Below are 13,486 nucleotides of genomic sequence, written 5' to 3' on the forward strand. Positions count from 1 at the left end.
GTCGCCGATGCTCTCGAAGGCCATCGCGTCCACGATGTTGAGGGCCTCGTTGAGCATCACTTCCTGGCCGCGCCGCAGCTCGTCGAGCTCGACGTTGGGGCTGACGTTCACGCGGAGCTTGCGGCCACCGGTGAAGATGTCGGCGGTGCCGTCCTCGTTCTGGCTGAGGAAGACGCCGAATCCGGCCGGGGGCTGTGCCAGCCGGTCCACTTCCTCCTTGAGGGCCACGATCTGGTCGCGGGCCTCTCGCAGGGTGGAGGCGAGCCGTTCGTTCTGGGCGGTCACGCCGGCCAGGTTGGTCTGGAGCTCGACGATCCGCTCTTCGAGGACTCTCGAATTGCGCGGCGAGTCGGCGAGCTTGCGGCGCAGGACGGCGATTTCCTGCTCAAGGTACGAGACCTGAGCGGTCTCGTCGGAACCACGAGCGGGCCTGCCGGTGCTGCGGTTGTAGTCGTCATCGTGGGCTGCCACGGTCCTCACCTCCTCCGGGGAGCTGGACGCTTCCAGACCCTACCTGGGACCAGGGGTCCGTAAACCCCTAGATCAAGAAAGATGGAACGGGCGTGTCCGATCTTCGCCCTCGCGTGCTTCCCCTCTGCTAGGGGGATACCCACCGCGCACCGGCCAAAGCGGACCAGATGTATCGTCGATCGAGTCGATATCCGATCGCGACCGCTGCCTGAGGTCCGATCGTTGTACGAATGGCGGGAATGCCCCGCGCGGGGACGTCCCGGGACAGAAACGGCGGAAAAGCATGTCGGTGAGCGAGTCGGAGACGGAGACCGGACCACTGGAGGTCTGGATCGACCAGGATCTGTGCACCGGCGACGGCATCTGCGCGCAGTACGCGCCCGAGGTCTTCGAACTGGACATCGACGGCCTGGCCTATGTGAAGGGCGCCGACGACGAGTTGCGCCAGCAGCCCGGCGAGACGGTGCCGGTGCCGCTGACGCTCCTTCAGGACGTGGTGGACTCGGTGAAGGACTGCCCGGGCGACTGCATCCACGTCCGCCGGGCCGCCGACCGGGTCGAGGTGTACGGCCCGGACGCGGAGTAGGCGCCCCCGGTCCTGGCGGAGTTCAGGTCCGGCTGAGCGGGGCGGCGGTCTGGGAACGGTCCCAGCCGCCGCCCTTGCGCGTCCAGGTGAGGTCGAGTGAGATGTCCGGTTCGAAGCGCGGCACGTCGTCACCGGAGTAGCCCTGGGCGTGGCCGGTCACGGCCCCGTCGCTGCGCAGCGCCAGCCGGCCGACCGTGAGGTTCTCACGCTCCGACAGCAGGGTGGCCAGGACGACGGGTCGGCCGCCGGCGGGGCCGGGGCCGAGCAGGTAGACGGCGTCCGGCGGGGTGCCGTTCTCGGCCGCGCAGTGCGCGGCGGCGACGGTGCCGGGCCGGCCGTCGCCCAGGTCGGCGGCGAAGCTGATGGCGATCTTGACCGGGAACGGTCCGCAGTCCAGGGGGAGTTCGGCCGCGGCCGGGTCGGGGGCGACGGCGGCCGGAAGGGCCTTCGGGGTCGGCCGGGCCGGGCCGGGGGTCCCGGTCGCGGGGGCGGCGGCGAGTGCGGCCGCCACCACGGCGGCGCAGCCGGCGACGGTGAGGGCCCAGTGCCAGGGGGCGGTCCCGGCCCGGCCGGGCGCGGTGCCGCCCCCGGGGCCCTGCCGTCCGGAAGTGTGCTGTCCAGCCGTCGTCCCGACCGCGGTCTCCACCAGGCGTCCCCTCCAGTGGTCTGTGTGAGCGAGCATCGTCCCACACCGGGGCGGCCGTTGGAGGGCCCGGGGTGCCCCTCCGGGCAGCGCGAAGGGGCGGTACGACGACGCGTACCGCCCCTTCGACGGAGTGCTAGCCGAGGTCGGTCGGACCGTCGGTCTCGGTACGGGCTGCGGCGCGGGCCGCGGCGCGCTCCTGCAACGAGCGCTCGGGCGACCCGTTGTCGTAGTCCTCGCCGTAGGCGCCCTTGGCCGGGCGGCGGCGGCGCAGCGGCGGCTCGACGCCGTCGGCCAGCCGGCGGGAGGTGAGCAGGAAGCCGGTGTGACCGATCATCCGGTGGTCCGGGCGGACCGCCAGGCCCTCCAGGTGCCAGGTGCGGACCATGGTCTCCCAGGCCTGCGGCTCGGTGAAGGTGCCGTGCTCGCGCAGCGCCTCGACGGTCTTGGACATCTGCGTGGTGGTGGCCACGTAGCAGCAGATGAGGCCACCGGGGACGAGCGCCTTGGAGGCGACGTCCAGACACTCCCAGGGGGCGAGCATGTCCAGGATGACGCGGTCGACGTCGGCCTCGACCAGGTTGTCCTGGAGGTCGCCGACGGTGAGCTTCCACGCCGGGTGGGGCCCGCCGAAGTAGCGCTCGACGTTGCCCTTGGCGATGTCGGCGAAGTCCTGCCGGCGCTCGTAGGAGGCGAGCATGCCGGTGTCTCCGACGGCGCGCAGCAGGTAGGTGGAGAGCGCGCCGGATCCGACGCCGGCCTCCACCACGCGGGCGCCCGCGAAGATGTCGGCCATCGCCAGGATCTGCCCCGCGTCCTTGGGGTAGATCACGGCGGCGCCGCGCGGCATGGACAGGACGTAGTCGGGGAGCAGGGGGCGCAGCGCGAGGTACGGGACGTTCCCCGTGGTGCGCACGACCGTGCCCTCGGGGGCGCCGATCAGCTCGTCGTGGGGGAACGCACCCTTGTGGGTGTGGAACTGGTTCCCGGCCTGGAGCGTGAACGTGTAGTGGCGGCCCTTGGGGTCGGTCAGCTGGACCTGGTCCCCGACCTGGAAGGGCCCGCGTCGGCGGGTGGCACCGGTCGGTTCGGACATGCGGACAATCCTAAGGGAAGCGGACGGCCCCGCCCGACCGGGGTGATCGTCGGCCCCGGCGGCGCGGTCAGGACCGGCCGGTGACCGCCGCGGTCAGACGCTGTTCGATGTCGGTGAGCGCGGCCACCCCGTACACCCGGCCGTCCTCCTCGACGACCAGGTACTCGCCGGCCGGGGTCGCCCGGACGGCACGCAGCAGGTCCTCGCCGGCGAGGTCGGCGGAGAGCCGCAGGCCGGGTTCGAGGTCGCGGGCGAGCGGGCCGACGGCGACCCAGGGACGGCGGTGCTCGGGGATGCCCCGGACGGCGGACTCCCGGACGATGGCGATCGGGTCGCCGCGCCCGTCGACCACGACGACGGCACCGGCCCCGGCCTCGCCGGCGCGGCGCATGGCCTCGCCGAGCGGGGTGTCGGCGGTGACCTCGACGGTCCGGCGGGCGAGGTCGCGCAGCCGCAGCCCGGGCAGGACCTCCTTCAGCCGGGCGTTGCGCAGGGCGCCGCCGGCGCCGTTCCAGATGACGGCGGCCAGGACGGCGGCCAGGACGGCGTCGATCATGGTGTCGGTGCGGCTGCGTTCGAGGTCGCGGGCGGCGCTGACCAGGGGCAGCCCGATCAGCACGGCGACGGCCAGGCCGCGGCCGGCCCAGGCGGCCGCGACGGTGCCGGCCATCGGGCGGCCGGTGGCCGCCCAGACCACGGCGCGCAGCATCCGGCCGCCGTCCAGCGGCAGGCCGGGCAGCAGGTTGAAGGCGGCGACGACGAGGTTGGAGACCATCAGGCCGGTGAGCAGCACCCCGGGGACGGTGGTCAACTCGACGGCCTGGAGCGCGAGGAAGAAGAGACCGCCCAGGACCAGCGAGAGCAGCGGTCCGACGAAGGCGAGCCAGAACTCGCGCCCGGGGCTCTCGGCCTCCTTCTCGATCTCGGAGACGCCGCCGAAGAACTGGAGCTGGATGCGGCGGACACCGAGCCGGTAGCGGAGCGCGACCAGCGTGTGGGCCAGCTCGTGCACCAGGACGGAGCCGTAGAACGCGACCGCGAAGGAGAACGCGACGAGGTAGCGGGCGCCGCCGAGCTCGGGCAGGACGCGGTCGAGCTGGCCGCCGAAGACCCAGGTGATCAGCGCGGCGATGACGAACCAGGACGGGGTGACGTACACCGGGACGCCGAAGGGGCGGCCCACCAGGATGCCGCCGCGGGGCTCCGGGTCCTCGGACGGCGGGGCTCCGGGACGGTTGCCGCCGCCGTGCGGTGGCTGGTCGGAGGTCTGCTGCCCCCTGCTGTCGCTCACCGGTGTCCCTTCGTCCGTCTCCCCCGCGCCGCGCCTCACGCCGGTGCGCCCACGCTACGTGATCGGGACGGCCGGGCGCCGCGCGCCCCTCGCTTCTCCCTGCCTCATACCCCGTGGCGGGTTCCGGCAGCACCGTGGCAGCGGGATGACGGCGCAGGGCAATAGGGTCGGGGTATGCAGCAGACCGACACCAGCAGCGCCGAGGTGGTCGCGCCCCGCCCGGCGGCGCCCCCGACCGGCCTGTCCCCGTCCCGCGCGGGGGACTTCCTGACCTGCCCGCTGCTGTACCGGCTGCGGGTGATCGACCGGCTCCCGGAGCCGCCGAGCTCGGCGGCGACCAGGGGCACCCTGGTGCACGCGGTGCTGGAGCGGCTGTTCGACAGCCCGGCGGCCGAGCGGACGCCGGAGCGGGCCCTGGGCCTGCTGCGCCCGCAGTGGGAGCGGCTGCTGGGCGAGCGCCCGGAGCTGTCCGGCCTCTTCCCGGAGGACCCGGACGGCGCGGCGCTGACCCTCTGGCTGGCCGACGCCGAGAAGCTGCTCGCCCAGTGGTTCCGGCTGGAGGACCCGACCCGGCTGCATCCGGTGGAGCGCGAGCTCTACGTGGAGACGGCGCTGGACTCCGGGCTGCTGCTGCGCGGCTACATCGACCGGGTGGACGTCGCCCCCACCGGCGAGGTGCGGCTGGTCGACTACAAGACCGGCCGGGCGCCCTCGCGGGACTTCGAGGGCAAGGCGATGTTCCAGATGAAGTTCTACGCGCTGGTGGTCTGGCGGTGGAAGGGCGTGATCCCCCGGCGGCTGCAGCTGGTCTACCTGGGCGGCGGCGGGGACGTGGTCAGCTACGACCCGGACGAGGCCGACCTGCTCGCGGTGGAGCGCAAGCTGCTGGCGCTGTGGGAGCGGATCGGCCACGCGGTGGCGACCGGTGACTTCCCGGCGACCCGCAACCGGCTCTGCGGCTGGTGCGACCACCAGGCCAGCTGCCCGGAGTTCGGCGGCACGCCCCCGCCGTACCCGCTGCCGCTGGCGCGCACGTCTGACGAGGACGATCCCACGGGGGATCCGATGAGCAAGGAGTCCTAGGTGACGATCCGAGTGCTGCTGGTCGACGACCAGCCGCTGCTCCGCACCGGTTTCCGGATGATCCTGGAGGCCGAGTCCGACCTGGTGGTGGTCGGCGAGGCCGGCGACGGCCAGCAGGCCCTGGACCAGGTGCGGGCGCTGCAGCCCGACGTGGTGCTGATGGACATCCGGATGCCGCGGATGGACGGCGTGGAGGCGACCCGCCGGATCGCCGGTCCGGGGCGGGACGGCCCGGCCAAGGTGCTGGTGCTGACCACCTTCGACCTGGACGAGTACGTGGTGGAGGCGCTGCGCGCGGGTGCGAGCGGCTTCCTGCTGAAGGACGTGCCGGCCGAGGAGCTGGTGCAGGCGATCCGGGTGGTGGCGGACGGTGCGGCGATGCTGGCGCCGTCGATCACCCGGCGGCTGCTGGACATGTACGCCACCAAGCTGCCCTCCGGTGAGGAGGCCCCGCCGCAGGCGCTGAACGCGCTGACCGAGCGGGAGCTGGAGGTGCTGAAGCTGGTGGCGCGCGGGCTGTCGAACGCGGAGATCGCCGCGGAGCTGTTCGTCAGCGAGACGACGGTGAAGACGCACGTCGGCCACGTGCTGACCAAACTGCAGCTGCGCGACCGGGTGCAGGCGGCGGTGTACGCGTACGAGAGCGGGCTGGTCCGTCCCGGCGCGCTCTGACCCGGACGTGCCGGAGGCCCGGCCGCTCCCCTGCCGGGGGGCGGCCGGGCCTCCGTACGGGGGCTACTTGCCGACCCGGCCGATCTCCCAGAAGCGGAAGAAGCCGGTGGTGTCGACGGTCGACTCCACGCCGGTGATGTTGGAGCGGGAGGCGAAGAACGACTTGTTCTGGAACAGCGGGATCAGCGGGGCGTTCGTGGCCACGATGCCCTGGATCTGGCCGTAGGCCGTCGTCGCGGCGGCGCGGTCGGCCTGCTTGAGGGTGTCCGGCACGAGCTTCTGGCTGATCTGCGGGTCGTCCCAGCCGTGGTGGTAGGCGCCGCCCTCGACGACCAGCGGGGCGACGTAGTTGTCCGGGTCCGGGTAGTCGGCGAACCAGCCGATCGTGTACATCTGGTACTTGCCCTCGGCCCAGCCCTTCTTGAAGGCGTCCCAGTCGGGCTCGTGCTGGACGGTCACCTGGAACAGGCCGCCGGCCTCAAGCTGCTTCTTCAGCGTCTCGGACTCGGCGCCCTCGGCGCGCGAGCGCGACCAGGTGAGGGTGATCTTGACCGGCGTCTGGACCTTGGCGGCGGTGAGGATCGCCTTCGCCTTGGTGACGTCCTGGTCGCCGTAGCGGTCGAAGAAGGCCGTGTTGTGGCCGCTGACGCCGGCCGGGACCATCGAGTAGAGCGGCTGGACGGTGCGGGCGAAGACGTCGCGGGCCAGGGCCTTGCGGTCGACCAGCTGGGCGGCGGCCTGCCGGACGGCGACGTTGCCGCCGACCGGGTCCTTGGTGTTGAAGACCAGGTAGCGGGTGTCGCTGCTGTCGCCCTCGACGACGCGCAGGTCGGTCTTGCCGCCCTGCTGGTCGGAGAGGATCTGGGCGGCGGTGTTGGGCTCCAGGCTGTTGTCGGCGAGGTCGACCTCGCCCTTGTCCAGCGAGGCCTTGAGGTCGGCGGGCTTGTCGAAGTACCGCAGGGTGAACTTCTTGTTCCGCAGCTTGGCGTCGCCGGTGTACTTGTCGTTGGGCGACAGCACGACCTTGCCCGGGCCGCCGGTGCCGCCGGCCATCGGCTCGATCGAGTCGATCTTGTACGGGCCGGAGCCGACCAGCTTGTCGTTGCCGAGCAGCTTGTCGGCCGGGAAGACCTCCTGGTCGACGATGGCGCCGGCCGGACCGGCCAGCTTGGCCGGGAGGGTGGCGTCGGGCTGGCCCAGGTGGAAGACCACCTCGGTGTCGCCCTTGGCCTCGACCGACTTGATCGAGGAGAGCAGCCCGGCCGGGCCGCTCTGGTCGTTGATCTTCAGCGTCCGCTGGATCGAGAAGACGACGTCGGCGGCGGTGAGCGCGTGCCCGTTGGAGAACTTCAGGCCGGACTTCAGCGTGCAGCGGTACTGGGTGGCCTCGCCCGCGGTGAACTCGCAGGACTGGGCGGCGTCCGGGCCGGGCGCGCTGGAGGCGGCCGGGTAGCTGAGCAGCGACTGGAAGGTGTTGCGCAGCAGCAGCCAGGAGCCGGCGTCGTACGCGCCGGCCGGGTCCAGGGCGTTGGTCACCGAGGTGGTGCCCATGGTGATCGCCTTGTCGCCGTCCCCCTTGACGGCGTCGGTCACCGAGCCGCAGCCGGCCACCGAGGCGGCCACGAGTCCGGCGCAGCCGAGCACGGCCAGTCGTTCAGCTGAAGTCTTCACGGGTCGCGTCCTTCGGGGTGCGGTCCGGCCGGAGGGCCGGGGGCCCGCGAGCCGGTTGCCTCCTGGGTTGCGGAGGGGGGCGCGCGCGAGCCGGGCGCCCGTGCGACCGCGGGCAGGACGGGGTTGCCCGTCAGCGGCGGTGCCTGGGCTCGGGGGTGGGGAACGAACTGGAGTAGCGTGCCATATCGAACACACACCCCCGATACCCCCACAGGTGACAGTTGGGACACGGGGGGACGGCACCGGACAGGGCCGTCCTGCGAGTTGTCAGCCAATGCCCGTTTTCTCCCCGGGCCGTCGAGGGCCGGAGCCGGTCCGGACCGACTACCGGCCGGTAGTGCTCATGTGCAATGAGACGACAATCACACCCGTGAGGCGACGAGGGAGCGGAGCAGCTCGAGGTCGACCTGCTCCAGCGACGACAGCACCAGCCGGCCGGGCGCCGGCTCGATCGCCGCCACCGAGGGCACCGCGATCACGGGACAGCCGGCCGCCTCGGCCGCGCGCACCCCGGTCGGCGCGTCCTCCACCACCACGCAGCGGGCCGGATCGGCGCCCAGCCGGCGCGCCGCCTCCAGGTACGGGTCAGGGTGCGGCTTGGTGCGCGGCACCTCGTCCCCCGCGACCGTGAAGGCGAAGTGCTCGGCGCCCAGCGAGCGCAGCACGATGTCGATGATGTGCCGGTGGGAGGCGGAGACCAGGGCGGCCGGGACGCCGTGCGCGGCGAGCGTGTTGAGCAGCCGCTCCGCACCCGGCATCAGCGGCACCCCGCCGGCCAGCAGGTCCACGAACCGCTGGTTGATCAGCACGGTCAGGTCGGCCGGTGCGAGGTCCACGCCCGTGGTGGCGAGCAGGTAGTCGATCACCCGGCTCATCGGGCCGCCGACCACCTGCGCACGGTCCTTCTCGTCGAGCGCGTAGCCGAGCTCGGCGAAGAGCGAGGCCTCCGCCTGCCACCAGTAGTCCTCGGTGTCCACCAGCGTTCCGTCCATGTCCAGCAGCACCGCCTGCAGGCCCTGCCCGTCGCCCGGGTCGAGGGTCTGGATGGCGGTGGAGATGGTGGTCATGGCGGGATCCTTCCGTCCGTGCCCCCGGATCGGCTCCGGGGATGACACAGGCCGGCCCGCTGGTGAGCGGACCGGCCCGTTCAGGATCATCAAGGATACGCCCGGCCCGTCCGGATCGGGCGAACGCTGCGCAGCATCCGGATTACCGCGCGTTGAAGTACTTGGCCTCCGGGTGGTGGATCACGATCGCGTCGGTGGACTGCTCCGGGTGCAGCTGGAACTCCTCGGAGAGGACCACGCCGATCCGCTCGGGCTTCAGCAGGTCGGCGATCTTGGCGCGGTCCTCCAGCTCCGGGCACGCCCCGTAGCCGAGGGAGAACCGCGCGCCCCGGTACTTCAGCGCGAACATGTCCCGGACGTCCTGCGGGTCCTCGTCGCCGAAGCCCAGCTCGAAGCGGACCCGGGCGTGCCAGAACTCGGCCAGCGCCTCGGCCAGCTGGACGGAGAGGCCGTGCAGCTCCAGGTAGTCGCGGTAGGAGTTGTCGGCGAACAGCTCGTTGGCCGCCTCGGAGATCCGGTTGCCCATGGTGACCACCTGGAGGCCGAGCACGTCGCGGACCCCGGACTCCTCCGGGCGGAAGAAGTCGGCCAGGCAGAGCCGGCGCCCGCGCCGCTGGCGCGGGAAGGTGAAGCGGGTCCGCTCGGTGCCGTCCTCGTGGAAGACGATCAGGTCGTCGCCCTTGGAGTTGGCCGGGTAGAAGCCGTAGATGACGGCCGCCTCCAGCCATCCCTCGGTCTGCAGCCGGTCCAGCCACATCCGCAGCCGCGGCCGGCCCTCGGTCTCCACCAGCTCCTCGTACGAGGGGCCGTCCCCGCTCCGGGCGGCCTTCAGGCCCCACTGGCCCTTGAACAGGGCGTCCTCGTCCAGCCAGCTCGCGTAGTCGGCGAACGGCACGCCCTTGACGATCCGGTCGCCCCAGAACGGCGGCTCGGGCACCCGGTTGTCGACGGCGACGTCCGAGCGGATCTGGCCGAGGTTGACCTCCTCGGGCTCCTCGACCTCCACCCGTGCGTGCCGGCGCTGCTTCAGCTCCGGCAGGGTGGCGCCCGGCACACCGCGCTTGACCGCGATCAGCGCGTCCATCAGCCGCAGGCCCTCGAAGGCGTCCCGGGCGTAGCGGACCTCGCCCTCGTAGATCTCGTGCAGGTCCTGCTCGACGTAGGCGCGGGTGAGCGCGGCACCGCCGAGGATCACCGGGTAGTCGGCCGCCAGCTTGCGCTGGTTCAGCTCCTCCAGGTTCTCCTTCATGATCACGGTGGACTTCACCAGCAGGCCGGACATCCCGATGACGTCGGCCCGGTGCTCCTGCGCGGCGTCCAGGATCGCCGAGACCGGCTGCTTGATGCCCAGGTTGACCACGTTGTAGCCGTTGTTGGACAGGATGATGTCGACCAGGTTCTTGCCGATGTCGTGGACGTCGCCCTTGACGGTGGCCAGCACGATGGTGCCCTTGCCCTCGTCGTCGGACTTCTCCATGTGCGGCTCCAGGTGCGCCACCGCGGTCTTCATCACCTCGGCGGACTGGAGCACGAACGGCAGCTGCATCTGGCCGGAGCCGAACAGCTCGCCGACCACCTTCATGCCGGCCAGCAGCGTGCTGTTGACGATCTCCAGCGCCGGGCGCTCCGTCAGCGCCTCGTCGAGGTCGGCCTCCAGGCCGTTCCGCTCGCCGTCGATGATCCGCCGCTGCAGGCGCTCCTCCAGCGGAAGCGCGGCCAGCTCCTCCGCCTTGGACGCCCGGACGGAGGCCGAGGAGACGCCCTCGAAGAGCCGGAGCAGCTTCTGCAGCGGGTCGTAGCCCTCGCTGCGGCGGTCGTAGACCAGGTCGAGGGCGACCTCGCGCTGGTCCTCGGGGATCCGGGCCATCGGCACGATCTTGGAGGCGTGCACGATCGCCGAGTCCAGGCCCGCCTCGACGCACTCGTTCAGGAAGACCGAGTTGATCACCATGCGGGCGGCCGGGCTGAGGCCGAAGGAGATGTTGGACAGGCCGAGGGTGGTCTGCACGTCCGGGTGGCGGCGCTTGAGCTCGCGGATCGCCTCGATGGTCTCGATGCCGTCGCGGCGGGACTCCTCCTGCCCGGTGCCCAGGGTGAACGCCAGGCAGTCGACCAGGATCGAGCCCTCGTCGATGCCGTACTCGGTGGTGAGCTGGGCGATCAGCCGCTCGGCGATCTCGACCTTCTTGTCGGCGGTGCGGGCCTGGCCCTCCTCGTCGATGGTCAGCGCGATCAGGCCGGCGCCGTGCTCGCGGGCCAGCGAGGCGATCCGCCCGAAGCGGGTGTCCGGGCCGTCGCCGTCCTCGTAGTTCACCGAGTTCAGCAGGGCGCGCCCGCCGAGCGACTCCAGACCCGCGCGCAGCACCTCCGGCTCGGTGGAGTCCAGCACGATCGGCAGGGTGGAGGCCGTCGCCAGCCGGCCGGCGATCTCCTTCATGTCGGCGACGCCGTCGCGGCCGACGTAGTCCACGCAGAGGTCCAGCAGGTGCGAGCCGTCCCGGATCTGGTCCCGGGCGATCTCCACGCAGGCCTGCCAGTCGCCGGCCAGCATCGACTCGCGGAACTTCTTCGAACCGTTGGCGTTGGTGCGCTCGCCGATCGCCAGGTACGAGGTGTCCTGGCGGAAGGGCACCGCCTGGTAGAGCGAGGCCGCCGAGGGCTCGGGACGCGGGTCGCGCACGGTGACCGGCCGGCCCTGGACCCGCTCGACCACCTGGCGCAGGTGCTCGGGGGTGGTGCCGCAGCAGCCGCCGACCAGCGACAGCCCGTACTCGCGGGTGAAGACGTCGTGCGCGTCGGCCAGCTCGGCCGGGCTCAGCGGGTAGTGCGCGCCGTCCTTGCCCAGCACCGGCAGACCGGCGTTCGGCATGCAGGAGAGGCCGATCCGCGCGTTCTTGGCCAGGTACCGCAGGTGCTCGCTCATCTCGGCCGGGCCGGTGGCGCAGTTCAGCCCGATGTAGTCGACGCCGAGCGGCTCCAGCGCGGTCAGCGCGGCTCCGATCTCGGAGCCCAGCAGCATGGTGCCGGTGGTCTCCACGGTCACCTGGACCAGCACCGGGAGGTCGAGGCCCGCGTCCGCGAGGGCGGCCTTGGAACCCAGGATCGCGGCCTTGGTCTGCAGCAGGTCCTGGCTGGTCTCCACCAGCAGGGCGTCCGCACCGCCGGCGATCAGGCCCGCCGCGTTCTGCCGGAAGCCCTCGCGGAGCGTCGCGTACGGGGCGTGGCCGAGGGTCGGCAGCTTGGTGCCGGGGCCGATCGAGCCGAGCACCCAGCGGGTCCGGCCGTCGGTCCCGGTGTGCTGGTCGGCGGCCTCGCGGGCGATCCGGGCCCCGGCCTCGGAGAGCTCGAAGACGCGCTCCGGGATGTCGTACTCGCCGAGCGCCGAGTGGTTGGCGCCGAAGGTGTTGGTCTCCACGCAGTCCACGCCCACCGCGAAGTACGCGTCGTGGACGGAGCGGACGATGTCGGGCCGGGTCAGGTTGAGGACCTCGTTGCAGCCCTCCAGGTCCTGGAAGTCCTCCAGCGTCGGGTCCTGGGCCTGGAGCATGGTGCCCATCGCCCCGTCGGCGACCACCACACGGGTGGCCAGCGCCTCACGCAGCGCGTTCGCGCGGCTCTGCTGGGTGACGGACGGGTCGGCTGCAGTGGCCATGGGGCTTCTCCCTGGGTGCGACGGCTGTCGGCTTTGCGCACCCGCTGAGTCGGGGACGCACGTGGCCAGGGTATCCGGCCCCTGCTGGGAGCAGAGCACCCATTTCGTATCCTGAGCCCTCGTCCGCGAGGGGAGAGCGACGCTATGGGTGGATTCCGGACACGTGCGGGTCGGATCGGGGCGGTTCCCGCCGCCTGGGCCCGGGCGCTGCGCGTCCGCTGGCGGAGCTGGTCCCGATGGCGGAAGTCGCTGGCAACGGCGCTGGTGGCGCTGGCCGTCGTGGTGGTGCCGATCGGCTCGGCGGCCCTCGCGCTGCGCCTCCAGTACGTCGGCGACCCGTCGCCCGAGGCGCGTACCCGCGGTCGCGACGCGGTCTGGCTCGGCCACGCCTGGGTCGACGGCCGGAAGGGTGACGCGGACATCGCCGCGCTCGCCCGGCGGCTGGCCGGAACCGGCATCCGGGACCTGTACGTGCACACCGGCCCGCTGGAGCACGACGGCTCCCTGCCGCCCTCCGTGCACCCCCGGGCCCGCTGGTTCACCGAGGAGGCGCACCGGGCGCTGCCCGGGATCCGGGTGCAGAGCTGGCTGGGCGACGAGGTCAAGCCCGAGAAGGACGCGCTGGACCTGGAGGACGCCGCCACCCGGGACCGGGTCACCGCCTCCGCCCGCCAGGTGCTCGATCTCGGCTTCGACGGCGTGCACTTCGACATGGAGCCGATCCGGCCCGGTTCGAAGGGCTGGCTCGCCCTGCTCGACCAGGTCCGCCCGGTCACGGCCGAACGCGGCACCAGGCTCTCGGTGGCCGTCCCGCAGATCGATCCGCTGCCTTACCAGCACAACGTGGCCATCGCGTTGACCGACCACGGCAAGTGGTGGGATCAGGCCTATTTCGCCGAGACCGCCCGCCGGGTCGACCAGGTCGCCGTGATGACGTACGACTCCAGCATGCCGACCGAGTCGCTGTACGGCGGCTACAACGCCTACCAGACCGAGCTCGCGCTGGAGGCCACCCCGGAGGACGTGGACCTGCTGATGGGCCTGCCGTTCTACTGGGAGGACAAGTGGGGCCACTGGGGTCGCGCCGAGACGGTGACCGCCGGCATCCGGGGCATCCGGCTGGGCCTGGGCCGGTACGACCTCGACCGGCAGAACTTCGGTGTCGGGCTGTACGTGGACTTCGCCGCGACCGAGCAGAACTGGACGGACTACCGGCGCCACTGGGTCCGCTGAGCGGGGCCGGGGCCCGTACGG

General features: G+C 72.2%; 10 protein-coding genes and 1 pseudogene. 4 read left to right on the top strand and 7 right to left on the bottom strand.

The features are described from left to right. Nucleotides 1–471 (bottom strand): annotated as a pseudogene (locus ACFWIC_RS35975) (proteasome ATPase); the annotation flags it as partial. Between the two features lie 283 nt (nt 472–754). Between ACFWIC_RS35975 and ACFWIC_RS35980 the strand changes: the two are divergent. After that, complete coding sequence (locus ACFWIC_RS35980) at nt 755–1,057, top strand: ferredoxin (protein WP_329877712.1); 303 nt, start codon at nt 755–757, stop codon at nt 1,055–1,057. Between the two features lie 22 nt (nt 1,058–1,079). Here ACFWIC_RS35980 and ACFWIC_RS35985 read toward each other — a convergent pair whose 3' ends face one another. From ACFWIC_RS35985 to ACFWIC_RS35995, 3 genes are all read right to left on the bottom strand, one after another. Then, on the bottom strand, nt 1,080–1,739 hold the full coding sequence (locus ACFWIC_RS35985; RefSeq protein ID WP_329950189.1) for a hypothetical protein: 660 nt from the start codon (nt 1,737–1,739) through the stop codon (nt 1,080–1,082). Between the two features lie 97 nt (nt 1,740–1,836). Continuing rightward, nucleotides 1,837–2,796, bottom strand: coding sequence for a tRNA (adenine-N1)-methyltransferase (locus tag ACFWIC_RS35990; RefSeq protein ID WP_329877716.1), 960 nt, complete (start codon nt 2,794–2,796; stop codon nt 1,837–1,839). A 67-nt stretch (nt 2,797–2,863) separates the two neighbouring features. Next, nucleotides 2,864–4,087: a site-2 protease family protein gene (locus tag ACFWIC_RS35995; protein ID WP_355406603.1), complete on the bottom strand. Its 1,224-nt coding sequence runs from the start codon at nt 4,085–4,087 to the stop codon at nt 2,864–2,866. A 174-nt stretch (nt 4,088–4,261) separates the two neighbouring features. Here ACFWIC_RS35995 and ACFWIC_RS36000 point away from each other — a divergent pair, with 174 nt between their 5' ends. Together ACFWIC_RS36000 and ACFWIC_RS36005 are read left to right on the top strand one after the other, a co-directional pair. Next, the gene (locus ACFWIC_RS36000; RefSeq protein ID WP_329877720.1) at nt 4,262–5,170 is read left to right on the top strand and encodes a RecB family exonuclease; all 909 of its coding nucleotides are present in this window, start codon (nt 4,262–4,264) and stop codon (nt 5,168–5,170) included. Beyond that, the gene (locus tag ACFWIC_RS36005) at nt 5,171–5,842 is read left to right on the top strand and encodes a response regulator transcription factor (protein ID WP_030299918.1); all 672 of its coding nucleotides are present in this window, start codon (nt 5,171–5,173) and stop codon (nt 5,840–5,842) included. A gap of 63 nt (nt 5,843–5,905) precedes the next feature. Here ACFWIC_RS36005 and ACFWIC_RS36010 read toward each other — a convergent pair whose 3' ends face one another. The 3 genes from ACFWIC_RS36010 to metH all read right to left on the bottom strand — a co-directional run bounded on the left by ACFWIC_RS36010 (nt 5,906) and on the right by metH (nt 12,232). Next, on the bottom strand, nt 5,906–7,513 hold the full coding sequence (locus ACFWIC_RS36010) for an ABC transporter substrate-binding protein (protein ID WP_355406600.1): 1,608 nt from the start codon (nt 7,511–7,513) through the stop codon (nt 5,906–5,908). Between the two features lie 362 nt (nt 7,514–7,875). Further along, nucleotides 7,876–8,580 (bottom strand): HAD family phosphatase, encoded by a 705-nt coding sequence (locus ACFWIC_RS36015; protein WP_329877729.1) that lies wholly within the window; start codon nt 8,578–8,580, stop codon nt 7,876–7,878. Between the two features lie 142 nt (nt 8,581–8,722). Further along, nucleotides 8,723–12,232 (bottom strand): methionine synthase, encoded by a 3,510-nt coding sequence (gene metH, locus ACFWIC_RS36020; RefSeq protein WP_329877731.1) that lies wholly within the window; start codon nt 12,230–12,232, stop codon nt 8,723–8,725. Between the two features lie 144 nt (nt 12,233–12,376). Between metH and ACFWIC_RS36025 the strand changes: the two genes are divergently transcribed. Next, nucleotides 12,377–13,465 (top strand): glycosyl hydrolase family 18 protein, encoded by a 1,089-nt coding sequence (locus tag ACFWIC_RS36025; RefSeq protein WP_329950187.1) that lies wholly within the window; start codon nt 12,377–12,379, stop codon nt 13,463–13,465. Nucleotides 13,466–13,486: the final 21 nt, after the last annotated feature.

It is taken from the genome of Kitasatospora sp. NPDC127035 (genome assembly GCF_042726075.1).
In the GTDB taxonomy this organism is placed as follows: Bacteria; Actinomycetota; Actinomycetes; order Streptomycetales; family Streptomycetaceae; genus Kitasatospora.